General features: G+C 41.6%; 23 protein-coding genes. 18 read left to right on the forward strand and 5 right to left on the reverse strand.

Annotation, left to right across the window (positions count from 1 at the left end; all coding sequences use genetic code 11):
• Positions 1–40 precede the first annotated feature (40 nt).
• Positions 41–739 (reverse strand): iron-sulfur cluster repair di-iron protein, encoded by a 699-nt coding sequence (gene ric / locus V7201_RS10730; protein ID WP_335376728.1) that lies wholly within the window; start codon positions 737–739, stop codon positions 41–43.
• A gap of 342 nt (positions 740–1,081) precedes the next feature.
• On the opposite strand from ric, the gene V7201_RS10735 reads away from it, so the two are divergent.
• The 3 genes from V7201_RS10735 (at position 1,082) to V7201_RS10745 (ending at position 3,939) form a co-directional block, all read left to right on the forward strand.
• On the forward strand, positions 1,082–2,347 hold the full coding sequence (locus tag V7201_RS10735; protein WP_335376729.1) for a molybdopterin molybdotransferase MoeA: 1,266 nt from the start codon (positions 1,082–1,084) through the stop codon (positions 2,345–2,347).
• A complete protein-coding gene (mobB, locus tag V7201_RS10740) occupies positions 2,335–2,862 on the forward strand; it encodes a molybdopterin-guanine dinucleotide biosynthesis protein B (RefSeq protein ID WP_335376730.1) in 528 nt (175 codons plus the stop codon). Before V7201_RS10735 ends, mobB begins: the two co-directional genes overlap by 13 nt.
• A gap of 363 nt (positions 2,863–3,225) precedes the next feature.
• Complete coding sequence (locus tag V7201_RS10745) at positions 3,226–3,939, forward strand: YwiC-like family protein (protein ID WP_335376731.1); 714 nt, start codon at positions 3,226–3,228, stop codon at positions 3,937–3,939.
• 223 nt (positions 3,940–4,162) lie between these two features.
• Here the strand turns inward: V7201_RS10745 and V7201_RS10750 are convergent, their stop codons facing one another.
• Entirely contained in the window at positions 4,163–4,855 is a 693-nt protein-coding gene (locus V7201_RS10750) for a Crp/Fnr family transcriptional regulator (RefSeq protein ID WP_438825041.1), read from the reverse strand.
• A gap of 226 nt (positions 4,856–5,081) precedes the next feature.
• Here V7201_RS10750 and argC point away from each other — a divergent pair, with 226 nt between their 5' ends.
• The 7 genes from argC to argF all read left to right on the forward strand — a co-directional run bounded on the left by argC (position 5,082) and on the right by argF (position 14,509).
• Positions 5,082–6,116, forward strand: a complete 1,035-nt coding sequence (gene argC, locus V7201_RS10755; protein WP_335376732.1) for an N-acetyl-gamma-glutamyl-phosphate reductase — start codon at positions 5,082–5,084, stop codon at positions 6,114–6,116.
• Between the two features lie 11 nt (positions 6,117–6,127).
• A complete protein-coding gene (gene argJ / locus V7201_RS10760; protein ID WP_335376733.1) occupies positions 6,128–7,363 on the forward strand; it encodes a bifunctional ornithine acetyltransferase/N-acetylglutamate synthase in 1,236 nt (411 codons plus the stop codon).
• Positions 7,364–7,376: 13 nt separating this feature from the next.
• Entirely contained in the window at positions 7,377–8,147 is a 771-nt protein-coding gene (gene argB, locus V7201_RS10765) for an acetylglutamate kinase (RefSeq protein ID WP_335376734.1), read from the forward strand.
• A complete protein-coding gene (locus tag V7201_RS10770) occupies positions 8,147–9,301 on the forward strand; it encodes an acetylornithine transaminase (RefSeq protein ID WP_335376735.1) in 1,155 nt (384 codons plus the stop codon). Before argB ends, V7201_RS10770 begins: the two co-directional genes overlap by 1 nt.
• 75 nt (positions 9,302–9,376) lie before the next feature.
• Positions 9,377–10,456: a carbamoyl phosphate synthase small subunit gene (locus V7201_RS10775; RefSeq protein ID WP_335376736.1), complete on the forward strand. Its 1,080-nt coding sequence runs from the start codon at positions 9,377–9,379 to the stop codon at positions 10,454–10,456.
• Positions 10,449–13,556: a carbamoyl phosphate synthase large subunit gene (locus tag V7201_RS10780; RefSeq protein WP_335376737.1), complete on the forward strand. Its 3,108-nt coding sequence runs from the start codon at positions 10,449–10,451 to the stop codon at positions 13,554–13,556. The genes V7201_RS10775 and V7201_RS10780 overlap by 8 nt, the downstream gene beginning before the upstream one ends.
• Positions 13,553–14,509 (forward strand): ornithine carbamoyltransferase, encoded by a 957-nt coding sequence (argF, locus tag V7201_RS10785; RefSeq protein WP_335376738.1) that lies wholly within the window; start codon positions 13,553–13,555, stop codon positions 14,507–14,509. Before V7201_RS10780 ends, argF begins: the two co-directional genes overlap by 4 nt.
• An 80-nt stretch (positions 14,510–14,589) precedes the next feature.
• Here the strand turns inward: argF and V7201_RS10790 are convergent, their stop codons facing one another.
• A complete protein-coding gene (locus V7201_RS10790; protein ID WP_335376739.1) occupies positions 14,590–15,402 on the reverse strand; it encodes an undecaprenyl-diphosphate phosphatase in 813 nt (270 codons plus the stop codon).
• A gap of 270 nt (positions 15,403–15,672) precedes the next feature.
• Here V7201_RS10790 and V7201_RS10795 point away from each other — a divergent pair, with 270 nt between their 5' ends.
• Complete coding sequence (locus tag V7201_RS10795; RefSeq protein ID WP_251477395.1) at positions 15,673–15,852, forward strand: YjzC family protein; 180 nt, start codon at positions 15,673–15,675, stop codon at positions 15,850–15,852.
• A gap of 114 nt (positions 15,853–15,966) precedes the next feature.
• The gene (gene clpB, locus V7201_RS10800; RefSeq protein ID WP_335376740.1) at positions 15,967–18,567 is read left to right on the forward strand and encodes an ATP-dependent chaperone ClpB; all 2,601 of its coding nucleotides are present in this window, start codon (positions 15,967–15,969) and stop codon (positions 18,565–18,567) included.
• A gap of 86 nt (positions 18,568–18,653) precedes the next feature.
• Here clpB and V7201_RS10805 read toward each other — a convergent pair whose 3' ends face one another.
• Positions 18,654–18,845, reverse strand: coding sequence for a YjzD family protein (locus V7201_RS10805; RefSeq protein ID WP_335376741.1), 192 nt, complete (start codon positions 18,843–18,845; stop codon positions 18,654–18,656).
• Positions 18,846–19,073: 228 nt separating this feature from the next.
• On the opposite strand from V7201_RS10805, the gene V7201_RS10810 reads away from it, so the two are divergent.
• From V7201_RS10810 to V7201_RS10825, 4 genes are all read left to right on the forward strand, one after another.
• On the forward strand, positions 19,074–19,811 hold the full coding sequence (locus tag V7201_RS10810) for a hydrolase (RefSeq protein ID WP_335376742.1): 738 nt from the start codon (positions 19,074–19,076) through the stop codon (positions 19,809–19,811).
• A gap of 66 nt (positions 19,812–19,877) precedes the next feature.
• On the forward strand, positions 19,878–20,705 hold the full coding sequence (locus V7201_RS10815) for a hypothetical protein (RefSeq protein ID WP_335376743.1): 828 nt from the start codon (positions 19,878–19,880) through the stop codon (positions 20,703–20,705).
• Positions 20,706–20,845: 140 nt separating this feature from the next.
• Positions 20,846–21,796, forward strand: a complete 951-nt coding sequence (locus V7201_RS10820; RefSeq protein ID WP_335376744.1) for a BMP family ABC transporter substrate-binding protein — start codon at positions 20,846–20,848, stop codon at positions 21,794–21,796.
• 24 nt (positions 21,797–21,820) lie between these two features.
• Complete coding sequence (locus V7201_RS10825; RefSeq protein WP_335376745.1) at positions 21,821–22,009, forward strand: ComZ family protein; 189 nt, start codon at positions 21,821–21,823, stop codon at positions 22,007–22,009.
• 31 nt (positions 22,010–22,040) lie between these two features.
• Here V7201_RS10825 and V7201_RS10830 read toward each other — a convergent pair whose 3' ends face one another.
• Complete coding sequence (locus tag V7201_RS10830) at positions 22,041–22,355, reverse strand: hypothetical protein (RefSeq protein WP_335376746.1); 315 nt, start codon at positions 22,353–22,355, stop codon at positions 22,041–22,043.
• Positions 22,356–22,555: 200 nt separating this feature from the next.
• On the opposite strand from V7201_RS10830, the gene V7201_RS10835 reads away from it, so the two are divergent.
• Together V7201_RS10835 and fabF are read left to right on the forward strand one after the other, a co-directional pair.
• Positions 22,556–23,488, forward strand: a complete 933-nt coding sequence (locus tag V7201_RS10835) for a beta-ketoacyl-ACP synthase III (RefSeq protein WP_335376747.1) — start codon at positions 22,556–22,558, stop codon at positions 23,486–23,488.
• Positions 23,489–23,596: 108 nt separating this feature from the next.
• Positions 23,597–24,838, forward strand: a complete 1,242-nt coding sequence (gene fabF / locus V7201_RS10840; protein ID WP_335376748.1) for a beta-ketoacyl-ACP synthase II — start codon at positions 23,597–23,599, stop codon at positions 24,836–24,838.
• Positions 24,839–24,900 lie beyond the last annotated feature (62 nt).

Genomic DNA, 24,900 nt, shown 5'->3' on the forward strand with positions numbered 1-24,900 from the left:
ATCCGGGGTATAGTTCAAACCTGATGAGGTCTTTTCACAATTAGGCAATATACCGCGGGAACAAGATATTGTTTTCGAGATGCACGTGCATGAATGTATGTGCTTCAAGTGCTTCCAGCCGCTTGTATACTAAACGATATGTTCCGCAAGCATCAATAGGCGGGGTGAAATCGGATGTTATTTCGCGCAATTCTTTAAGGATTGAGCCTGCATGATCATGTTCTTTTTCAAGTTCAGTGATTTCAGAAATCATTTCATTGCGCTTATCGGTATCCGCTGAATCCAATTGAAGCAGCATCGGGAACACTGTTGCTTCTTCCTTGGCGGTATGCTCAAGTAATTCCTTTTTAAATTCATAGAAGAGTTCATATACCTTTAAAAGTTCTTCATGACGATCTCCATGTACCTTTGAAACCTTGGTTACATATGGGCTAAGCAGGGTAAGCTCTTCCTCGAGTTCACGATGATATTTATTTTTAATATGGTCTATCAGGATATCAGAATCGGTTTCTGTCCAAACCTCCATATTATCTGCAGTTCCGTTATGTTTTTTATATAGCTCTTCAAGCTCCGCCATGATCGTCGGAACATTAAGGTTCTGTTCGGCAGCTGCTTCTGCTAGTGGACGATTGCCGCCACAGCAAAAATCAAGACGGTTCTTCTTGAATAAATCACTGGATTGAGGGAACAAATTAACAATATCCTTAACTAAGGAATTTTGATTAAAAGGCATTTTCATGTAAAAAACCTCCATATATTTATTATTACTGTTTCCAAACTCATCATATAGGAATTAGATTAACTACCTGGTGATGTGCATCACACTTCACAAAAAATCTACATATTTATAAGGAATTTTTGAAGTGAATACTGTGAGGTTTGTTATATTTTCATTTTTCCATTACTCTTATAATGAAAAGCGTAATGTTACTAAAAGGCTTTTTCATAATGTTTTGTAGTAAATACAATTAGAATGTTTATTGGCACTTTTTTTAAGAAATTTAAGTTCTTTTTTAAATGAAAATGCTAGATACACGAAAAGAGCCATGATAAGTTTTAGCCTGCAATAGGAGCTGATAATATGTTAGAGAAAAGAAACCCTATTCCAATTGGAGAGGCAGTACAAAGGGTAATGGAGCATAAGAAAAAGGGCTCAACTGAGTACGTTTCGATTAATGAAAGCTACGGTCGCTATCTGTCTGAGGATCTAAAAGCAACAAGTGACGTTCCTCATTTTGACAGGGCGCCGTATGATGGATATGCAGTACGTTCGATTGACACACAGGATGCTTCTCAATCCCAGGCAGTTCAGTTTGAGGTCGTTGACCATATTGGAGCAGGCATGCTGACTGATAAAGAACTTGGCCCTAACCAGGCTGTGAGGATCATGACAGGAGCGCAATTACCCGTTGGTGCTGATACAGTTGTCATGTTTGAATTGGCAAAAGAAGTCGAGAGAGACGGAAAAAAATATATGGAAACAAAGCGCAAGCACAATAAGGGTGATAATGTCTCCTACCGTGGCGAGGATGCAAAGGAGGGGGAGGTGCTTGTAAAAAAGGGTACTTTTATCAATCCAGGGATCCAGGCAATGCTAGCGACATTCGGCTATGCAAAAGTGCCTGTGGCTAAAAAACCGGTGATCGGGCTTTATGCAACCGGAACCGAGCTTCTGGAGGTTGATGAACCTCTAGAGCCTGGGAAAATCCGAAATAGCAATTCCTATATGATCTCGGCTCAAATCCTGCGTGCAGGAGCAGAAGTGAAATACTTTGGACAGCTGCCTGATGATTTCGATACATGCTTCGAAGCGGTCAGTAAGGCAATTGCAGAAGTGGATTTATTCATCACCACTGGTGGGGTTTCTGTGGGAGATTTTGATTATCTGCCTGAAATTTATGCCAAGATGGGTGCCGAGGTTCTTTTCAATAAAGTAGCGATGAGACCAGGAAGCGTAACAACAGTAGCTCAGATGGATGGAAAGCTTTTATTTGGACTATCTGGAAATCCATCTGCCTGTTATGTAGGCTTTGAACTGTTTGCGCGACCAATTATCAGGACAATGTTATTTTCCGAGCTGCCGCATCTAAGAAAGGAATTAGCCATATTAGACGCTAATTTCCCAAAAGCAAATCCGTTCACCAGGTTTGTCAGAAGCGCATTGACAATCCAGGATGGAAAGCTCGTTGTAACTCCGAGCGGTCTCGATAAGTCAAATATCATCATGAGTTTAGCAGGCGCGAACTCGCTGATGATCCTTCCTGGCGGTACAAGAGGCTTTGAACAGGGGATGGAAGTTGATGTTCTTATGCTCGAAGATCACACAGGCAGTGAGTGGCCTTGGTAAAACCGGTCATTTTCCAGATTGCAGGATACCAGGACAGCGGCAAGACGACATTAAGCCTAAAGCTAATAGAACATTTATCCGCATCCAGGCTGAAAATTGCTACAATCAAGCACCATGGTCACGGTGGTAAGCCAGAGGTGGATGAAACAAAGGATTCGGGACGCCATATTGCAGCAGGTGCAGCTGTCTCCCTAGTTGAAGGAGAAGGCAGGGTCCTTATCCAGGCAGAACAAAAACAGTGGACTCTTTTGGAAGAAATCGAGATGCTTTCTTTCTTTAAACCAGATGTGATTCTAATTGAAGGATACAAAAACGAGAAGTATCCAAAGGCTGTCATTCTTAGGGACAAGGGAGATCTGGAGCTTCTTGAAAAACTGCCATGTATTAAAGTCATTTTTTATCGTGATGCAAGTCTGGCAAGGCATTTCATGGACCAAGACATCCCATCATTTGATACAAGTGATGAATCTGGTTTTACCTGGCTAACCAATTGTATTAGAGCCGATTTCACATAATTATTAATGAAACTTTATGTAATAGCGCAAAACATTCAATATGAAAATAGAGGCTGAATCTTTTTGTTCAGCTTAGCTTGTCGACAAAGTTGCAGGTCACAGATCAGTTATTGAAAACCTGTTATAATTCCCACACAAGATGAGAAACTGTAAACAAGCTCAATTTAATCGGGTTTATCAACAGTCAGGGCTGAATCTTTTGGTTCAGCTTTTTTTGTATTTGCAGGAATGCATGAAAAAGAACGTATTTTGACAGTTCAATGACATTCGATAAATGGAAAAGTGATATGTGATAAGCTTCACTTATTTGATGTAGAAATTATTCTATATTTAAGTCAGGAAAGAACAAGGGAGTGTTGATTCATGAAGTTATTTATGCCAAAACAACACGGAGCCTGGGCTATGCTGATCATCCCTTTCTGGCTTGGAGCAGCGGCAAGTGAAGTAATCTGGCAGCATGTCCCGTTTTTCATAGGCTGGATATTATTATATTTAGCAACATATCCACTGTTATTGATGTTTAAAAAGAAGAAAATTTCACTTTATCGCAAATGGGTGCTTATCTATATGATTCCAGCCCTGGTGTTTTTGATGGTTCCGTTATTTACAACGCCATCCATAGCTTATTTTGGATTTTCGATGATTCCATTCTTTATCCTCAATGCTTATTTTTCAGCAAAAAATAAAGATCGGGCACTAATGAATGACCTCAGTGCAATCATTGTTTTTTCGATAGCTGGGCTGGCCAGCAGTTATCTGCCTGGCGCTGTGATTAACGTAAAAGCAGTCCTTGTATTTGCAGCTTCCATTTTATTTTTTACAGGCAGTACACTCTATGTAAAAACGATGATTCGTGAAAAGAAGAATCAGAGCTTTAAATGGATATCATGGACCTATCATCTCCTTGTACCAGCTTTATGGCTGGCTGCAGGCGAGGAGACTGTTGCAGTGGCAGCAGTCCCAAGCTTAATTAGGGCGGTTTTACTATATGGAAAACCAGTATCGGTTACGAAAGTAGGTATATATGAAATAATAAATGCTGCATTGTTTTTCATTATTATGTTGTTTTCAATTTAAATAGAAAAGCAGAAGCTGCCCGAATGTGCTGGCAGCTTCTGCTTTTTTGCTTTGGCTCTGTTAAACTTGTCTGTTGATTTCCGCTCCAGGCACTCGCTTTCCGCGGGGCGTCAGGTGAGCCTCCTCGTCGCTTCGCTCCAATCAACAGGTGCTAAAATCAGCAATGTCTTTTAAAATAGCCTTGCCTAAAAATATCAATAAAAACTATACATAAATAACATCATTATTCAATATTACAAACTTCAGCAGGGCAGCTTTCACAATCTATTTCTCTTTTAAGCCGATTCAATGCATGAACAGTGATGTAGCCCTTATCAATGGAAATGCTATTATTTCTCCTTAACTCGCTCAGCAGTCGGTTGACTACCTCGCGGGATGTGCCGCAAAAATTGGCGAGCTCCTGGTTTGTCAAGGAAACATCGATTTTAATTCCTTCGTCCGTCACCACACCATAGCTGTTTGCCATCCGTATTAATGTCGAATATAAAGCACCTTTCTTGCCGTGCAGAACAAGATCCCGAAACCTTGTTTGTGATTTTCGGTGCTGTAATGAAAGCCATTTTACTAATTCCAGCGCGAGCGCATTATCCTTCGCAATTTCATTCTCCAGATTATCCTTCTGGATTACTGCTACAGTTCCACTCTCGGAGGCTTTCGCAGTAAGTAAATGGCTTGATGCAGGGCTGAACAATGATAGCTCTCCAACCAATTCACCGGCTGAGCACATTCTGATTGTCAGTTCACGACCGTCAGCAACCATCTTGCTGATCTGGAATTTGCCGCTTTGAATAATATACAGCTCACTTGCGTTATTTCCTTCCTCAAAAAGAAATGAGCCTTTTTCAATTTTTTTGATCCTATGAACCTTTTCGAATACTTTATTCAGCTTTGGTGACATGATTGTTGCAGCCTGCATGTTAATACCACCTCATGTACGGCAGGTCATTTATACTCCTGTCCGTATAAAAAATTAATATAATTATATTGTAAAGCATATTAAGCCAGCAATAAAATTGCGAATTGTTCACATATTGTTAATAAATTTGTTGCGTTTTGAAAAGTGAATTCTTATAATTAAAAGAACATAATTAATATTTATTAATATTTTTGGTTATTTATACATTTCTAAAAGGAGGAGAAAAGTGAAAGCAGCTATCATCGGTACAACAGGATATGGGGGAGGAGAGCTGATTCGCCTCCTGGCAAATCATCCCCATTTCACAATCCATTCGGTCCATACGACGAGAGATGAAAAACCAGTATCCGAAGAATATCCACACTTAACTGGAATTTTTGATAAAGTCCTTACAAAAATTGATATTGAAAAAATCGCTGAGGAAGCGGATGTTGTATTTCTGGCAACACCTTCAAAGGTTTCTGGGAAGCTTGTTGATTCATTTTTCGGTACCAAAATTAAGATAATTGATTTATCTGGAGATATGAGACTGAAAAAAGGAGATTCATATAAAACTTGGTATGGTCATGATCCGGTAAATGACTCGATTCTAGCTGAGGCCGTTTATGGTCTAAGTGAATGGCATAAAGATGAGATCAAAGATGCGAGGCTTCTGGCTAACCCTGGCTGCTATCCGACTGCAGCGCTTCTGGGGCTTGCACCTGTTCTCGAGGAAAAATTAATTGATCAGTCGAGCATCATTATCGATGCTAAATCAGGTGTGTCGGGTGCTGGAAGATCTCCTTCAATGGGTACGCTATACGCTGAATTGAATGAAAATTTTAAAATTTATAAAGTCAACGAGCATCAGCATATTCCCGAAATTGAACAGCAGCTTAGCAAGTGGAATGGCGGCCAGGTAACTATTACATTCAGCACACACTTAATTCCTATCACAAGAGGGATCATGGCGACCATGTATGTTCAGCTTAGGAATGAAGTTGATACAGAAAGATTGCTAGATTTATATGAACAAACCTATCATACACACCCGTTTATCAGAATTAGGAAAGAGGGAGTTTTTCCTGCAGTAAAAGAAGTGAAAGGCTCGAATTTTTGTGATATAGGCCTGCACGCGGATCGGCGGACCGGGAGGCTGACAATCGTTTCTGTCATTGATAATTTAATGAAAGGGGCTGCAGGCCAGGCTGTCCAGAATGCCAACCTTATGTTTGGTATAGAGGAAACGGCAGGTCTTGGATTGATACCCCTGTACCCATAAAGGAGGATAACATGTACCAGGCATTAACTGACCAGAACTTAATTAAAGAAATGACGGATGGCGGCATCCTTAGTCCAAAAGGGTTCCTCTGCGGCGGTGTCCATGCGGGACTTCGTTATAACAAGCTTGATTTAGGTATGATTGTGAGCGAAACACCGGGGAATTGTGCGGCTGTATACACTACGAGTCACTTTCAGGCAGCTCCTTTGCTGGTAACACAGGAAAGCATCGCCCAAGAAGGTGTTCTACAGGCGCTCGTTGTAAATAGTGCTTGTGCGAATGCATGTACAGGCGAACAAGGATATCAGGATGCATTAAAGATGAGGTCATTAGCCGCTTTAAAATTAGGTATTGCTGAACATCATGTGGCTGTAGCTTCCACCGGTGTCATCGGTGAATTTTTACAGATGGAAAAAATTGAAGCCGGAATTGACAATCTCGAATTAGGGAAGTCAGCTGGTGATGCAGAAGCCTTTCAAACAGCAATCCTGACAACGGATACTGTCATGAAGCAATGCTGTTATTCTGCAGTTATTGATGGAAGGACAGTAGTCATAGGAGGAGCCGCTAAGGGATCGGGAATGATTCATCCGAACATGGCAACAATGCTTGGTTTTCTGACAACAGATGCAGCTATAGAGAGCGAGCATCTTACCTTGGCATTAAAAGAAGTCACGAATACTACTTTCAACCAAATAACGGTAGATGGGGACGTATCAACAAATGATATGGTACTTGTGTTCGCGAACGGTGCTGCGGGGAATGCTCCTTTAAGCCCTGAGCATCCAGAGTGGCCAGTTTTTCTTGAACTGTTAAAAGAAAGCTGCGCCAGCCTTGCAAAACAAATTGCTAAGGACGGGGAAGGAGCAACGAAATTAATTGAGGTATCTGTAAAAGGCGCGCAGACAAATGAAGATGCCTGTACAATCGCAAAGAAGATTGCCGGCTCAAACCTTGTCAAAACAGCGGTGTATGGTGCAGATGCGAATTGGGGAAGGATTATCGGTGCAATTGGCCAAAGCCAGGCAGCTGTAAATCCAAAAACAGTCGATATCGCTCTTGGCCCAATCAAAATGCTTAAACTCAGCACTCCGATTGCTTTTAACGAGGAAGATGCGAAGGAATACTTAATGAATGATAAAGTGCAAATTTTTGTTGACCTACAAATTGGTGACGGCACTGGCATGGCATGGGGCTGCGACCTTTCATATGATTATGTGAAAATAAATGCAAGTTATCGCACATAAAGGGGCGAATTCTTTGAGGATAATAGTCATTAAATGCGGCGGAAGTGTATTGGATGAGCTGACTGATGATTTTTTTTCAAGCTTAAGAGAGTTGATGGAGAACGGCTTTTCCCCCGTAATTGTCCATGGCGGCGGGCCAGCGATCAACTCAATGCTGGACTTGTTTGGGATAACAGCACAATTCAAAGATGGTTTGCGGGTGACTTGTGAAAAAACAATGGGAATCGTTGAAATGGTTTTATCTGGTCAAACAAACCGGCAGCTTTGTGGAATGCTGATTAAAAATGGCTTCAATGCACTTGGCATTAACGGTAGCGATGGGGATTGCCTCCAGGGAGATTATCTTGATAAAAACGCATTAGGATATGTCGGGACTATTTCCGAAGTAAACAATGAATTAATCATGATGACAATTGAAAACGGCTATATACCGGTTATCACACCGATCGCAGCTGCCAAAGATGGCTTCAAGCTGAACATCAATGGCGACTATGCCGCGGCCTCCATTGCGAAGGTTTTAAAGGCCGAACGCTGTGCATTTGTAACAAATGTAGAAGGAATTCTTATCGAAGGTGAGATTGTCAGTGACGTGACTGAACAAGAAGTAGAAGGCTATATTGCTGATGGCCAAATTTATGGCGGGATGGTGCCTAAGGTGATGTCAGCCTTATCTGCAATGGCTGCCGGGGTAGAAAAAGTAATGATCATTTCTGGCAAAAAGCAATTTTATAAAAATAACAGCTGGCATGGGACATCGATTGCCGCAAAAGAGAGGGTTTTATAATGAGCTATTTATTCCCGACTTATCAGAGATGGGAAATTGAGCCTGAACGAGCATCAGGTGCTTGGATTTATGGAAAGGATGGGTGTGAATACCTTGATTTCACTTCAGGTATCGGTGTATGCAATTTAGGGCATCGACCTGAGCCTGTAGAGACTGCAGTTAAAAAACAGCTGGAATCATATTGGCATGTTTCTAATCTCTTCCCTCAAAGCATACAAGAAGTAGCAGCGGAAAAACTGGCAGAAGCTGCGGGATTGGATTGTGTATTCTTTGCTAACAGTGGAGCTGAGGCGAATGAAGCAGCAATTAAACTAGTGAGAAAAGCTACCGGGCGAACGAAAATCATTTCCTTCCTGCAATCATTTCACGGCAGGACATTCGCAGGGATGGCTGCAACCGGCCAGGAAAAAATCAAACAGGGATTCGGCAGCATGCTCGAAACATTTGTGCACCTTCCATTCAATGATCTTGAAGCCTTCCAAAACGAAATTGGACCGGACACAGCAGGGGTCATGATTGAAATCATCCAGGGAGAAGGCGGAATCCATGTCGCTGAGCCCGAGTTCCTTAAAGAAATAGAAAAAGCATGTATACAAAATGGTGCCTTGCTGATCATTGATGAAATCCAGACAGGAATTGGGCGAACAGGGAAGCCATTTGCGTTTCAGCATTTTGGGATTAAACCAGATATTATCACTGTTGCCAAAGGTCTTGGAAGTGGACTCCCAATTGGAGCTGCCGTTGGAAAAGCTGAGCTGAAGGAATTCTTCGGTCCAGGGAGTCACGGTTCAACATTTGGAGGAAACCCTGTAAGTTCGGCTGCAGCATCTGCGACGATGGAAATCATTTTTAACGATGAATTTTTACTAGGATCAGCGGCCAAAGGGGAGTTATTATTTGAATTGCTCGATAAAAGACTTGGCCATTTGGAGAGTGTAAAGGAAATCAGGGGACTTGGACTGATGGCAGGAATTGAAATGTCAGAAGAGGTTCAGCCGATCCTGACTGCTTTAAGAAAGGCGGGACTGATTGCGCTGCCAGCTGGAGAAAAAGTGATCCGTTTACTTCCACCGCTTAATGTAAGTCAGGACGAGATTGAAAAGGCTGTTCATATAATAGAAGACACTGTAAACATACATTCCATTACAGCGTAAAGGCTGTATATTTTTTAAAAATAAATGTATAAAAATAAAATAAAATAAATAAATATTCAACAGGAGAGGTGTCAGATGGAAGGATATCTGCAACTGGCTGACGGCAAGACATTTCTGGGTCACTTGCACGGGAAGCTGGCTGAAGAAGGAATTGCAGGAGAGATTGTGTTTTTTACCGGGATGACCGGGTACCAGGAGGTTCTGACAGATCCTTCATATAAACATCAAATCATTGTTTTTACGTACCCGCTTATCGGCAACTATGGGATAAATGATGAAGACTTTGAGAGCAAGAGGCCGCATGCAGCAGCTGTCGTTGTATACGAAGCGGCAAGCACCGCCTACCATTATGAAGCTCAGCATTCATTCTTAGAATATTTAAAGAAATGGGATGTACCGGTACTTGAACATGTTGATACAAGAGAACTTGTAAAAAGCATCCGTCAGAATGGAACGATGCCAGCTGTTCTATCAAATAACCCTGCAGGTGATTTAAGTTGTGACATGATTGCAGGCCTGAAAGTAAAGGAAGTATCGACCATTAAACCTAAAACAATTGGCTCGGGTGATACGCACATTGTTTTGATTGATTATGGTTTTAAGAAATCGATCGCTGAATACTTAGTAAAACAAAATTGTCTTGTAACAATTGTTCCATACCACTATACCTTTAAACAAATTTCGGCCCTCCAGCCCGATGGCGTCCTATTATCAAATGGGCCTGGAGATCCGAAAGAATTAGCTGCCAAGCTGCCAGAAATAAAAAAAGTGATTGAGTATTATCCAACCTTAGGAATCTGCCTTGGACATCAGCTGGCAGCGCTTGCCCTTGGTGGAGATACAAAAAAGATGTTATTTGGTCATCGGGGAGCAAACCAGCCTGTTTATGATGTGACAGCAGACAAGGTATTCATGTCATCACAAAACCATAGCTATGCTGTTGACCAGCACAGCATTGGCAAAACTGGCTTGAAGGTGCGTTTTTACAATAAAAACGACCAATCGATCGAGGGACTTTACCATGATAAACTGTCTCTCCTGACAGTACAGTTCCATCCTGAAGCAAGTCCTGGACCAGAGGACAGTACATTTATATTTGAAGAATTCATCCAAACAGTCAAATACAAAAAGCGGAGAGAAGTCAGCTATGCCTAAAGATACTAGTATTAAATCAGTTTTAGTAATTGGTTCTGGTCCCATCATCATAGGCCAGGCAGCCGAGTTCGACTATGCAGGAACACAGGCCTGTATAGCACTTAAGGAGGAAGGATACAGGGTCATCCTTGTAAACAACAACCCTGCCACCGTTATGACCGACCATGTCTTTGCAGACGCTGTTTACTTTGAGCCAATGACAGTGGAAGGTGTACAAAAGGTTATTGCACTCGAAAAGCCTGATGGAATCCTCGGAACACTAGGGGGCCAGGCAGGCTTGAATTTGGTGTTCAAGTTGAGTGAGCAAGGAATCCTTGGAAAATACAAGGTAAAAGTGCTTGGGACATCAGTTGCGAGCATCAAGCAGGGAGAAGATCGAGAGGCTTTTCGCAGTTTGATGCATGAACTGAATGAGCCAGTTCCTGAAAGTGAGGTTGTTCAGCAGGTTGAGGAGGCAATCGCATTTGCTGAGAAAATTGGCTTTCCATTAATTGTTCGACCTGCTTATACGCTTGGAGGCACGGGCGGCGGAATCGCGTCCTCAATGAACGAATTAATATCACTTGTAACCGGCGGGCTGAATGAGAGCCCAATTACTCAATGCCTGATTGAACGGAGCATTGCAGGTTTTAAAGAAGTCGAGTATGAAATGATGCGGGATGCCGCTGGCACATGTATTGCGATTTGCAATATGGAAAATATTGATCCAGTGGGCATCCATACTGGTGACTCAATCGTTGTTGCTCCTTCCCAAACACTGACAGACAGGGAATATCAGATGCTGAGAACATCAGCTGTTAAAATTATATCTGCCTTAGGAATCATTGGCGGCTGCAACATCCAGTTTGCACTTGATCCTGAAAGCAAGAATTATTATTTGATTGAAGTGAACCCAAGGGTAAGCAGGTCTTCAGCACTCGCTTCAAAAGCGACAGGCTACCCGATTGCCAGAATGGCAGCGAAATTAGCTGTTGGCTATAACCTGGCGGAAATCAAGAATCCTGTCACCGGTAATACTTATGCAAGCTATGAACCAGCATTGGACTATGTTGTAGTAAAAATACCGAAATGGCCGTTTGAACAATTTCCCCAGATTGACAGGACATTGGGCACACAGATGAAGGCAACTGGAGAAGCGATGGCTATTGATCGAAGTTTTGAGCGTGCCTTTATTAAGGCGGTTAAATCTTTGAATATCAAAACGCTGGATCTTAAGCTACCTGCCATCTCACAATATACAGATGGGCAGCTCTATGATTTGGCAGCAAAACAGACCGACCAGCGGATTTTTGCGCTTCTTGAATTGCTTCGACGTGACGAGGACATTCATTTGCTGCACCAAAAAACAAATATTGATCTATTTTTCCTCGCTAAATTCAAGGCGATGATTGATATGGAAAAGATGATTGAAGGACTAAGCAGCGAACAGGTTACTGCCTCTGAGTTGAGACACATTAAAGAAAAAGGATTTAGCGATGAATTTTTAGCCAAAGAATGGAAGGTTACTGAGGAAAAGATTAGATCACTAAGAAAAAGTCATGATGTAACACCAGTATATAAAATGGTCGATACATGTGCCGCTGAATTTGAATCTTCTTCAAATTATTTCTATTCCAGTTATTTTGGAGAAAATGAAGCACCTGCCGCAAGCAGCAGACGCAAGGTGTTGGTCATTGGCAGCGGGCCCATCAGCATCGGACAGGGAATTGAATTTGACTATTGCTCCGTTCATGGGGTATTTGCCTTAAACGAAGAAGATGTAGAAACAATCATGATTAACAATAATCCGGAAACTGTAAGCACAGACTTTGCAATCTCTGACAGATTGTACTTTGAACCATTGATGCTTGAAGATATTTTAAATGTTATCGAGAATGAGGGAATCCAAGAAGTGATCGTCCAGCTCGGCGGACAAACAGCTTTGAACCTGGCAAAGGGACTTGAAGAAGCAGGTGTCCAGCTGCTTGGCACGAGCTCTAAAACAATTGACCTATTTGAAGACCGGGACCAATTTTATCAGCTGCTTGATAAGCTGGAGATCCCAAGAGTTAAAGGAGAAACAGCAGCGAATAAAGCTGAGCTTTTGCTTGCTGTTGAACAATTGGGTTACCCTGTACTGATTCGTCCTTCCTATGTAATCGGCGGACTGAACATGGTTGTGATCGGTAATCGTCAGGAGCTATTCAATGTCATTGAGGCAGGTAAAATTCAGTATCCAATCCTCGTGGACCAATATCTTGAAGCTAAAGAGGCGGAGCTTGATCTTGCTTCAGATGGAGAACATGTCCTTATTCCAGCAATTATAGAACATATTGAAAAAACGGGTGTGCATTCGGGAGATAGCTTCTGTATGATCCCAGCCCAGAGTTTTTCAGCTGAAACAAAACAGCTGATGGCAGAATATGCAAAGAAAATCGTAACAGAAATTAACTATAAAGGGTTAATGAATATCCAATTTATTGTGAATGGAAATGAAGTATTGCTGCTTGAAATCAATCCTCGTTCAAGCAGGACGATGCCGATAGTTAGCAAGATAGCCGGAGTGGAATTAGTGAAAAAAGCGACAAAAATATTGCTCGGGAAATACTTTTTGTCGAAAGACGAATTGCTGCTTGATTCGGATGCTCCGTTTAGTTGTGTTAAACATCCTGTTTTTTCAAACTTTGCTTTGAAGGGACTGGATTCCAAGACAGGGCCACAAATGATTTCCACTGGGGAAGGAATCAGTATTGCACCATCAACGGAGGAGGCATTGAGCAAAAGTTTCCATTCCATTAACGGAAAACCTCTCGAAGGAGCAATCGCATTTGCAGATAAGTGTGATTTAGTGGAAGTAAGCAATCAATTCGATTTACCTTCTTTGGAAATGGTGGAGTTTGATCATTGTGCTGACCACCAAAAAATCGTTGCTTTATTTTGTTCAGGGGAATCAACTAGAGATATAGCATTAAGGGAATGGGCAATCAAAAACAGAAAAATCGTACTGACACAAAAAGAGACATTGAAGGCACTTTTAAATAGCTCCTCAATTGAGAGATGGGATGTTAAGTCTTTGGGTGCATGGCATAAAGAAACCAGTGAGGAAGTGATTGCGAAATGACTACAATGCAGCAGCTAGACGTCGATTTAAAAGGAAAAGATTTATTGACATTGGCAGACTTGGCTTCAGAGGAAATCATTGGCCTGATTGAAAAAGCTGTTGAACTTAAAGAAAAGACATTGAAAAAACAATTCGATTACCCATTGAAAGGCAAAATTCTAGGAATGATTTTCGATAAATCTTCCACACGAACAAGAGTGTCATTTGAAGTAGGAATGATCCAGCTTGGCGGCAGTGCGCTTTATCTTAATGGAAATGACCTGCAGCTTGGTCGTGGAGAGACGGTCGCCGATACTGCACAGGTGCTTTCTCAATATCTCGATGGCATCATGATCAGAACTTTTTCGCATAGTTCTGTAGAGGAGCTTGCCGAACATGCCGCAATCCCTGTCATTAACGGATTGACCGATCTTTTTCATCCATGCCAGGCGCTCGCCGATTTACTGACTGTTTATGAAAAGAAAGGGAAGCTGGCAGGACTGAAGCTCGCTTATATCGGTGATGGCAATAATATGGCTCATTCATTAATGATTGCCTGTACAAAAGTCGGCATGAATGTATCCATTGCTGCACCGAAAGAGTATTTTCCCGACACTGCTGTAACGGCAATGTGTGAAAAGTTTGCTGAAATCACTGGTGCGAAGCTGGTTATAACCGATTCGCCAACAAAAGCTGTAAAGGATGCTGATATCATCTATACAGATGTATGGACCAGCATGGGGCAGGAAGCTGAAAATGAACAAAGGCTTAAAGCTTTTCAAGATTATCAAGTAAATGAGGATTTGCTTGAACAGGCAAAAAAGGATTACCTCTTTATGCATTGTCTGCCTGCGCACCGCGGAGAAGAAGTAAGTGCAGAAGTGATTGATGGTGATCACTCTGTCGTTTTCGACCAGGCAGGAAATCGACTGCATGCCCAAAAGGCGCTGCTTGTGGAAATTCTAAAAGATTAAAATGTGATTAACCAAGTAAACGATTTTATATTAAGCCTAAAAGAACCGGCTGCAGCATTGCAGCCGGTTTTTAGCGTGAATTATGAAAAGAAAATAACAAGCGCCCCAACTATGAAACAGTAAATAGCGAAATATTTCAGGTTCCCTCGAGCCATAATATTCATGAACCATTTTAAGGAAAAATATGATGCGATTAAAGATGCAAAAAATGCGAGCACATATGGAAGAGCCAACTCTTTCAAATAAGGATCATTCACAATATCCGAAAATCCAAGAATCATTCCACCGACACTAACAGGTATATAAAGCAGGAAGGAATACCTTAATGCTGTTTCCTGTTTCATGCCAAGGCCCATAGCTGCAACGATTGTTGCACCCGACCTGCTTATGCCTGGAATTAGTGCGACTGCCTGTGCAAGTCCGACAATGATGGCATCACGGTAGCTCAGTTCACCATCACTTTTACGGCCCTGAATGTTCCTTATTATCCATAAAGCAAGACCAGTCACTAAAAGGGTAATGCCTACTGTCTTGATCGATGCCAGGTTATCTTCGATAAAATCTCCAAATAGGATACCAATTACTCCTGCTGGAATGGTACCGACGATCAAATAAATGATGAACATAAAATCGGATTTTACTTCCGGGTCTTTGCTTTTAAGGTATGCTAATCCGTTAACAATTAAACGCTTGATGTCATCTTTATAAATTAGCAAAACGGCAAGTAATGACGCTGTATTGACCAGAAGCGCAAAGCTCATCCCTTGAATTTCAAGACCAAAGAAATGTTCAGCAATTTCGAGGTGTCCGCTAGAGGATACAGGAATAGGCTCGGTAATGCCCTGGAAAAGGCCCAATAATATGTATTTAATTAATTCAAAAAGATTTTCCATACCAAATCAAGCTCCTCCAAAATTTTTATTTTCTCTCTGGCTCTTTTAACGCTCACTGTTGTTTTTAAAACCTGTTGATTGTAGTGGAAGGCGAAAATCAACAGCCCTGTTTAACAGAGCCTTCTCTTTAATAATTCAATACAAACCAATTTAACGTAAATTTCATCTTAATTAAAGGATAAAGGCCTTCCAGATGTTTTTATAAATAGTTTATGGTTATAAGCAGATAATAAAATAGCCGGAATACTTATTTTAAAGGAGGAAGGCAAAATGGGACAGAATCGACAATTCCGCCCTGGACAAAAGGCGCCAAATAATGGAGTTTATATTGAAATCGGTGAGACAGGCAGCAATGTCAATAATCCCCAGAAGCTTAAGCTTAGTGCAGGAGATCGTTTTCCAGAAACCTCAAACCACAACCGTCTCTGGACTTACCAGAGAAAACCTTGAGGCAGCAAAAGTCAAATGATAATCGTAAAGCCATCCAATACGGATGGCTTTACTTATTGGGAATTTTTATTATAATATTATTAAAGGTCAAAAATGGTCAAAGGAGTGGTTGTGTTGGACTTAAACAATATGACAGAAAGCTTACAAAATGCATTTATATCAGCCCAAACCCTGGCTGTGCAACATAACCATCAGGAAGTTGATGATCTGCATTTATTGCTATCCTTGTTTGGACAGGAAAACAATTTAGGTGCAACATTGCTTTCTGGTATGGGTATTGAAATTGGAAAGCTTAACGATGAATTAAAGAAAGCATTGGCTAAAAAGCCCCAGGTATCCGGCAGTGGTGTGGAACAGGGGAAATTATATATTACTGCATCACTTCAAAAGGTTTTGGCTCAAGCCGAAAAGGAAATGGCACAATTAGATGATGAATTTTTATCAGTAGAGCATGTCCTTCTTGCTGCTATCGATTCGGCTAACTCCGAAGCAGGTTCTGCTTTGAGAAAGATGGGCATTTCAAGGGGAAATTTATTACCAAGAATTCAAGAGGTTAGGGGGAACCAAAGAGTGACTTCGCAAAATCCAGAAGCTACGTATGAAGTATTAAAGAAATATGGACGTGATCTTGTAGAAGAAGTAAGGTCCGGAAAAGTCGATCCTGTAATCGGACGGGATGGAGAAATCCGCAACGTCATTCGCATCCTGTCAAGAAAGACGAAGAACAACCCAGTTCTGATCGGTGAGCCAGGTGTCGGTAAGACAGCCATTGTAGAAGGACTAGCACAAAGGATCGTTCGGAAGGATGTTCCGGAAGGTTTAAAGGATAAAACAATTTTTGCACTTGATATGAGTGCACTGATTGCTGGCGCTAAATTCCGTGGAGAGTTCGAAGAGCGGTTAAAGGCTGTTTTAAATGAAGTGAAAAAAAGCGAAGGGAAAATCCTTCTTTTTATTGATGAGCTTCACACGATCGTTGGTGCCGGAAAAACAGAAGGTGCAATGGATGCAGGAAATATGTTAAAACCAATGCTTGCTCGCGGAGAGCTCCACTGTATTGGTGCGACGACTTTGGATGAGCACCGCAAGTACATTGAAAAAGATCCTGCGCTTGAACGCAGGTTTCAGCAGGTATTAGTCCAGGAGCCTGATGTGGAGGATACGGTATCGATTTTAAGAGGATTGAAGGAAAGATTTGAAATCCACCATGGTGTGAATATCCATGATAGAGCACTTGTTGCTGCAGCGACCTTGTCTGATCGATATATCACCGACCGATTCCTGCCTGACAAGGCAATTGATCTTGTCGATGAAGCCTGTGCCATGATCCGGACTGAGATTGACTCAATGCCCACGGAGCTTGATGAAGTGACAAGAAGAGTCATGCAGCTTGAAATAGAAGAAGCGGCCCTTACAAGGGAAAAGGATGATGCCAGCCGTGATCGGCTTGATGGACTCCAGGCAGAACTGGTCAACCTTCGCGAAAAAGCAAATGAAATGAAGGCAAGATGGCTGATGGAAAAGGAAGGAATCCAGAAGGTGCAAGAGAAACGCGAACTTTTGGAAAAGTTTCGCCGTGAACTGGAAAAGGCAGAAAACGATTATGACTTGAACAAAGCCGCTGAATTAAGGCATGGAAGCATTCCTTCTCTTGAAAAAGAACTGAAGGAGCTTGAAACGGAAGTAAGTGCAAAGGCTGGAGAAAGGCTCCTTAGAGAAGAAGTGACAGAGGAAGAGATAGCGTCCATCGTTGCCCGCTGGACTGGCATTCCTGTCATGAAGCTGGTCGAAGGCGAGAGGGAGAAGCTGCTTAAGCTCGAAAGCGTCCTTCATCAGCGTGTGGTGGGACAGGAGGAAGCTGTATCACTTGTGTCAGATGCCGTTCTAAGGGCAAGAGCTGGAATCAAGGATCCAAACAGGCCGATTGGTTCGTTCATTTTCCTTGGACCTACAGGCGTCGGAAAAACAGAGCTAGCCAAAACACTTGCCCAGTCTTTATTTGACAGTGAGGAGCATATTATCCGCATTGATATGTCAGAGTATATGGAAAAGCATGCAGTATCCCGATTGATCGGTGCGCCTCCCGGATATGTAGGTTATGAAGAAGGCGGCCAGCTTACAGAAGCTGTAAGAAGGAATCCTTATTCTGTCATCCTGCTTGACGAAATAGAAAAAGCACACCCTGAAGTGTTCAATATCCTGCTACAAATGCTTGATGATGGACGGATTACGGATTCACAGGGAAGAACAGTTGATTTCAAAAATACAGTTATTATTATGACTTCGAATATTGGCTCTCATTTTCTTTTGGAGCGTCATGAGGGGCAGGAGGAGATTACTTCAGAAACACGAGAGCTGGTCATGAGCCAATTACGGAGTCATTTCCGTCCAGAATTTTTAAATCGTGTGGATGAGATCATATTATTTAAACCTCTGTCACTAAAAGAAATCAAATTAATCGTTGAAAAGCTGATTATCACATTGCAGGAGCGGCTTGCTGACCAGCAAGTCCAGCTTACCATCAGTGATGAGGCAAAAGAATATCTGGCAGCAAATGGATTTGATCCTGTCTATGGAGCACGCCCACTGAAACGCTTCATTCAAAGAAGTGTCGAAACAAAGCTTGCAAAAGAAATTATTGCTGGAAGGATCAAAGAAAAAAGCTCCGTGGAAATAACCGTGGAAAATGGTGAATTACAGCTCCAGGTCAATTAAATGAGTGGCTGGGTTTAGGGTTAATATAAACAAAGTCAAAATAAAAAAAGTCATCCCTATGTGGATGACTTTTTTATGTAGTAAACTTAGTGTAGACCATGCTTTTCTTCAGGTTCATTTGGAAGAATGGCAGGAAGAATAAAAATGACGATCGTTACAATAACGGCAAGGATAGTGCCAGCAGTAAAGTCAAATGGTACACCACTCATAGAACCGACTACATAGTTCAACATTTGAACCAAAAGGAATGTCCAGAAAAAAGTCCAAAAATATCGCAAATTTTTCACCTCTTACATTTTTAAATCTTTTCTCATCTTACCATAAGCCATTTCAATTATAAATCAATTTTAATAAAATTAAAAAGCGTTTTCACTAATTAAATTCACCATTTTGATCACCTCTTCACACAACAGGATGAAAAAGATGAAAAAATGGGCAAACTCCCGTTCAATTCTTATTAAATATCATACTTTATTATGAATAATCTGTAGGAAGGAGTGGGTAGTATGGAGAGCCGGAACTTTAAACTGGATACCGAGTGGAGCATGATTCATTATCCTGAAAAGCCAAACGGTTTCGGTATCCTGGTAGTGGGAGATGAAAGGCATTTTGTGAACAATAAAGGCAGTTTCTGGACGCAGAATGAAGGAAAACGTTCACTGTTGAACATGTGGAAACATGAGGGATATACCGTGTTTTATTCGAATTTATATGGCAGGCACTGGGGCAGCAAAAAAGCTGTCGATCTGGCAATGAGCCTTTGCTGCCATATCATTCGTAATGAGATTCTCAACAACTCTTTCCACGTTGTGGCGGAGGGAATGGGTGCCCTTGTGGCTTTGAAACTGTTCTCTCAGTCTGATATAAAGATCAGGTCACTAGTTTTGATAAATCCAGTTTTCTCTTTAACTGGTCATTTGGAACAGGAAAAAGAGAATAAGTTCTTTTACAAAAAGCTGATTGCGGAACTAGAAAAAGCATACGAAATGGATATATTTCAACTGAAGGAGAAGCTGAAATGCGAAGAAGTGGCGTCAAAACTTAAGCCTGACATTCCAGTGAAAATCATCCATGTTTTATCTGGAAGCAGAGCATATAAGCAATCAAAAATTCTCAAAAATTTATCAGATAAATGGGAGAAAGAAAGGCTTCCAGTTTCCATCAGTTATGTACTCCCAGAAAAAAAACTTCAAGTTGGCAGCCAGACAGTGCAGTTTTTCACAAAACATGAGCAAGTCCTATAATTCCCTGCAAATATTTTTCAAATGAGATTCATAGGATACAAGAGAGTATTGCAAGGAGGAATCAAAATGGAAAGGGCAGCAATTCTTAATGTGTATGATTTTATCGGCTACAGCTTGTGCAAATATATGCTGAATGATGGGGTAGAAATAGCAGGAGTCCATATAGCAAGCAAACATGATAAGTATTTTATCGAAGAAAAGAAAATGGAAATAGGCAGGAATGCCAACTTTTCAGAAATTAGTTTTAAAGAATGGCAAGCTACAGGGACAAATGAACATTTGTTCATTTCATTATATGAGCAATTTAATCAAGATGGGATGATCGAACAATACTTTAATGACATATTAAACACACTTGAAAATATGGACCGTTCCAATCAGACCCTCATTCTTATCCTGCCTGCACACTTAGCATTGAAACATGAAAAATTAACGGATTCCCAGTTGGATTTGCTGAGAGTTATTGAAAAAATAAATAGTTCAGTTCTCCAAATTTACTTGCCGACAATATATGGACCCTGGCAGCCTGAAGAATACTTTTTTCAGCAATCCCTAAATTATTTAGAAGGAGAAAGCAGCATTCCAGTGATAGCGAAGTGGGAATGGACACATGACGCACTTTACATTCAAGATGCTGTTGAGACTATTATGGAGTTAGCTGTGTCAGGCAAGGAAGGTAAATATTTTTTAGCAAGCGGAAAAACGAATCTTTGGCGCAGTTGTGCAAATGAATTGCTTGGGAAGCAAACAGAGCTTTTACCGAGAAAAGCTGATAGAACTCCCAAAATCAATGAATTTATAAAAGTAAAAATTTTGAAAAAAAATGAGAAGATCAGCATGGGATTAAAAAAGCAGAAGGAGCAATATTTCCGGATCAGGGAAAGCAAGGAATAAGTGATTTTAATAAATCACTTTTCAAAGCTATACTCCTCGGAGTAAAATGGTAAAAGATTCTTTTATCGGTTCCAATTTAATTTGGCTGGTGCTGTATTGTTAAAGGGTTTACACTGTGCCGCAAAAAGGAGATGCATCGGATGCTGAAACGTTTCGGGCTCATATTGTTAAGCCTGCTTTTGCTCGGAGGATGCGGACAACCTCTTGCAACAGGGAAGGTAGAGAAGGTTGGCCTGTTAGTGCCTGAAACTATTAATGATCAGGTGTGGGGAACGAAGGGATACAGAGGGCTGCTGCAAATCCAAACCAGCCTGGGGGTAGATGTTTTCTTCAAAGAAGGCATGAATTCTCCTGAACTTGTCGAAGAGGCTGTTAAGGAGTTTGACAGGCAAGGTGTCAATCTCATCTATGGGCATGGAAATGAATACGCTGCCTATTTTAATAAAATTTCTGGGAAATATCCTAAAATCCATTTCATCAGCTTCAATGGAGATGCCAGAAATGAAAATACGACCAGCCTTAATTTCGACGCTTATGCCATGGGTTTCTTTGGAGGAATGGTTGCGAGTCATATGTCTGAAACAGGGAAAGTGGGGATTGTTGCAGCGTATGAATGGCAGCCCGAAGTGGAAGGATTTTATGATGGGGCGATTTTTGAAAACGAAAATATGAAAGTCGATATCCGTTTTGTAGGGCACTGGGATGACCAAAGAAAAGCTCTGGATGTCCTGGATGATGTATTGGCTAAGGGTTCTGATGTTATTTACCCTGCTGGAGATGGCTTTAATGTGCCAGTGATTGAAAAAGTGAAGGAAAAGGGATTATATGTAATAGGATACATATCTGACCAGTCCGATTTTGGAGAGTCAACTGTTTTGACAAGTACGGTCCAGCATGTAGATGATTTGTATGAATTGACGGCAGAGAAGTTCAATAAGGGAGAGCTCAAATCCGGCAATCTCACCTTTGATTTTCAGGATGGTGTCATCACACTTGGAAAGTTCAGCCCTAAAGTTGATCCTGCTTATCGCAAGAAATTGACTAGGATGATCAATGAGTATAAAGAAACCGGCAAATTACCTAACCAATAATTTTGACTAGAGGAGACAATGATCATGCAAAATAACGACAAAACAATGGAATTTATGCAAATTGCCATGAAGTATCTTCCTGAAGCTCAACAGCAGCTTGAAGCCGCTGGTATTGAGCTGACTATGGACAACCTGCAGCCTTTTTTCACACTGTTCACTAAAGTGATGAATGAAGCATATGAGCTTGGGAAAGCAGATGCAGCAAAAGAATAATTTCTATGGGAAAAAGCTGAGGCTCATTGCCTCAGCTTTTATTTTTGTCTATGAGATGATCAAAATAAGGACGTACTTTACCAAAAAGAGGCTTCAATTCTTTTGCAGAAGTAATCAGTGTGTCGACATGATATAGAACTTCACCTAAATCAATCTGGTTGAGCAGGCCGCTTCCAGTCGATTTGTTATCTCTTGCTTTCGTTTCTTCCTCTGTTGAATTACCAAACATGAAATGCCGGAAATCATTTTCTGATTCATTCTCCTCATGAATCGATTGATCTCGCAGATTTTTGCTATTTCCCCCCAGCATAAAATCGAAGGCATCCCGGGTTCGCTCATCCCCCATTGTATTCGCCCCTTTCTATTTAATACTCAGTGTTAGTTTATGAAGTAAATGGTTACATGGACTAGGTCATATGCGGAATTCTTAATTTACAGTTGCAGGATAAGAGCCTTTTCTGATAAAATTAGTACCAAGTCATAATAATTGATAATAATACTTGAGGGATAATAGACATAAATCAGGTTAAAAAGGAGATGGATCCCATGAATGCAGGGATAATAGGGGTTGGACGGTACTTGCCGGATAATATTGTGACAAACCTTGATCTAGAAAAAAGAATGGATACTTCAGATGAGTGGATTCGTTCAAGAACAGGGATTGAAGCAAGAAGGATTGCCGGGGATGATATGGATACGTCCGATATGGCTTATCGTGCCGCTAAAGAAGCAATTGACAAAGCAGGGATTTCGGCGGAGGAAATTGATTTGATTCTTGTAGCTACAGTCACTCCTGACCAGCCGTTCCCAACCGTTTCTTGTATGCTCCAGGACCAACTGGGAGCGAAGAAAGCGGCGGCAATGGATTTAAGTGCTGCATGTGCGGGTTTCATGTATGGGATGGTCACAGGGAAACAATTTATTGAAGCAGGTACTTATAAATATGTTTTAATAGTAGGTGTGGAAAAGCTATCTAAAATCACCGACTGGCAAGACCGGAATACCGCTGTGCTATTTGGTGATGGAGCCGGCGCAGTAGTAATGGGCCCTGTAGGAGATGGCAAAGGAGTTCTTTCCTTCGAGCTGGGAGCTGACGGTTCAGGTGGCAAGCATCTTTATCAGGAAGATTATATCGTCATGAATGGCAGGGAAGTATTTAAATTCGCCGTTCGGCAAATGGGAGAAAGCAGCATCAATGTTCTTGAAAAAGCTGGGCTATCTAAAGAGGATGTTGATTTCCTGATTCCTCATCAGGCAAATATAAGAATTATGGAAGCAGCCCGCCAAAGACTTGAACTGCCGGTTGAAAAAATGTCAAAAACCGTCCATAAATATGGAAATACATCAGCAGCTTCCATTCCTATATCCCTAGCGGAAGAACTTGAAGCAGGAAAAATTAAGGATGGGGATTTAGTTGTCATGGTTGGTTTTGGCGGCGGTCTTACATGGGGAGCAATCGCCATGCGCTGGGGCCAATAATAATGAAGTAAAAGCTATTCGGATAGATTATTCATAAATAGGCGAAAAGCCAGGCCAAATTCAAGCTCTATACAACGACAGAGCCTAGTAAAAGGAGATGTAATGAAGATGGAGAAACGCAGAGTTGTAGTTACTGGTATCGGGGCAGTCACTCCGCTTGGAAATGATGCAGAAACTACTTGGAATAATATTGTTGAAGGTGTCTCAGGAATCGGCCCGGTAACAAGGCTGAATGCAGATGACTTTCCTGCTAAGGTAGCTGCGGAAGTAAAGGAATTCAATGTAGAAAATTTTATTGATAAAAAAGATGCCAGGAAAATGGATCGCTTCACTCATTATGCAGTTGCTGCATCCTTGATGGCCGTAAAAGATTCTGGCCTTGAAATCAACGATGAAAATGCACCTAGAGTAGGGGTTTGGATCGGATCTGGAATCGGCGGAATGGAAACATTTGAGCAGCAGCATGAAACCTTCATGAACAGAGGTTACCGCAGGGTCAGCCCATTCTTCGTGCCGATGATGATTCCAGATATGGCTACAGGACAAGTATCCATCACTCTTGGCGCCCGAGGCTTTAACTCTTGTACAGTAACGGCATGTGCGACTGGTACAAACTCGATTGGCGATGCTTTCAAAGTGATCCAGCGCGGTGATGCTGATGTGATGGTATCAGGTGGAGCAGAAGCGCCAATCACCAAAATGTCATTCGCCGGCTTCTGTGCGAACACGGCTCTATCAACGAACCAGGATCCACAAAAGGCAAGCAGACCTTTCGATAAAAATCGTGACGGATTCGTAATGGGTGAAGGAGCAGGTATAGTTGTTCTTGAAGAACTGGAACACGCACTTGCCCGCGGCGCAAAAATTTACGCTGAAATCGTTGGCTATGGAGCAACCGGAGATGCTTATCATATCACCGCACCAGCTCCTGAAGGCGAAGGCGGAGCACGTGCGATGAAAATGGCACTTGACGATGCCGGACTTGCACCAGAAGAAGTTGGCTATATCAATGCTCATGGAACGAGCACGGAATATAATGATAAATTCGAAACGATGGCTATTAAATCCGTTTTTGGCGAGCATGCTTACAACCTTGCTGTTAGTTCAACTAAATCAATGACTGGTCACCTGCTAGGAGCAGCAGGTGGTATTGAGGCAATTTTCACTGTCCTTGCTTTAAAGGAAGGAATACTGCCGCCAACAATTAATCTTGAAACTCCAGATTCAGAATGCGACCTGGATTATGTGCCGAATGAAGCACGCAGACAGGAAGTTAATGCTGCAATAAGCAACTCTTTAGGATTTGGCGGACATAACGCTACAATAGCATTTCGTAAATATAACGTATAAAACGATAGGGAGTGCCGTCTCAGACTGTAAACAATCTCGATGAAAATCGAGTTGTCTACAGT

Origin of the sequence: Bacillus sp. JJ1122, from assembly GCF_036964885.1 — a bacterium.
In the GTDB taxonomy this organism is placed as follows: Bacteria; Bacillota; Bacilli; order Bacillales; family Cytobacillaceae; genus Mesobacillus.

Excerpts from the sequence above, each read along its gene's own strand:
- V7201_RS10745 (WP_335376731.1), top strand. The coding sequence starts at position 3,226 with ATGAAGTTATTTATGCCAAAACAACACGGAGCCTGGGCTATGCTGATC.
- V7201_RS10795 (WP_251477395.1), top strand. The coding sequence starts at position 15,673 with ATGGGACAGAATCGACAATTCCGCCCTGGACAAAAGGCGCCAAATAAT.
- V7201_RS10815 (WP_335376743.1), top strand. The coding sequence starts at position 19,878 with ATGGAAAGGGCAGCAATTCTTAATGTGTATGATTTTATCGGCTACAGC.
- V7201_RS10735 (WP_335376729.1), top strand. The coding sequence starts at position 1,082 with ATGTTAGAGAAAAGAAACCCTATTCCAATTGGAGAGGCAGTACAAAGG.
- V7201_RS10825 (WP_335376745.1), top strand. The coding sequence starts at position 21,821 with ATGCAAAATAACGACAAAACAATGGAATTTATGCAAATTGCCATGAAG.
- fabF (WP_335376748.1), top strand. The coding sequence starts at position 23,597 with ATGGAGAAACGCAGAGTTGTAGTTACTGGTATCGGGGCAGTCACTCCG.
- V7201_RS10820 (WP_335376744.1), top strand. The coding sequence starts at position 20,846 with ATGCTGAAACGTTTCGGGCTCATATTGTTAAGCCTGCTTTTGCTCGGA.
- V7201_RS10780 (WP_335376737.1), top strand. The coding sequence starts at position 10,449 with ATGCCTAAAGATACTAGTATTAAATCAGTTTTAGTAATTGGTTCTGGT.
- V7201_RS10775 (WP_335376736.1), top strand. The coding sequence starts at position 9,377 with ATGGAAGGATATCTGCAACTGGCTGACGGCAAGACATTTCTGGGTCAC.
- ric (WP_335376728.1), bottom strand. The coding sequence starts at position 739 with ATGAAAATGCCTTTTAATCAAAATTCCTTAGTTAAGGATATTGTTAAT.
- V7201_RS10750 (WP_438825041.1), bottom strand. The coding sequence starts at position 4,855 with ATGCAGGCTGCAACAATCATGTCACCAAAGCTGAATAAAGTATTCGAA.
- argJ (WP_335376733.1), top strand. The coding sequence starts at position 6,128 with ATGTACCAGGCATTAACTGACCAGAACTTAATTAAAGAAATGACGGAT.
- V7201_RS10830 (WP_335376746.1), bottom strand. The coding sequence starts at position 22,355 with ATGGGGGATGAGCGAACCCGGGATGCCTTCGATTTTATGCTGGGGGGA.
- argF (WP_335376738.1), top strand. The coding sequence starts at position 13,553 with ATGACTACAATGCAGCAGCTAGACGTCGATTTAAAAGGAAAAGATTTA.
- V7201_RS10835 (WP_335376747.1), top strand. The coding sequence starts at position 22,556 with ATGAATGCAGGGATAATAGGGGTTGGACGGTACTTGCCGGATAATATT.
- V7201_RS10770 (WP_335376735.1), top strand. The coding sequence starts at position 8,147 with ATGAGCTATTTATTCCCGACTTATCAGAGATGGGAAATTGAGCCTGAA.
- V7201_RS10810 (WP_335376742.1), top strand. The coding sequence starts at position 19,074 with ATGGAGAGCCGGAACTTTAAACTGGATACCGAGTGGAGCATGATTCAT.
- V7201_RS10790 (WP_335376739.1), bottom strand. The coding sequence starts at position 15,402 with ATGGAAAATCTTTTTGAATTAATTAAATACATATTATTGGGCCTTTTC.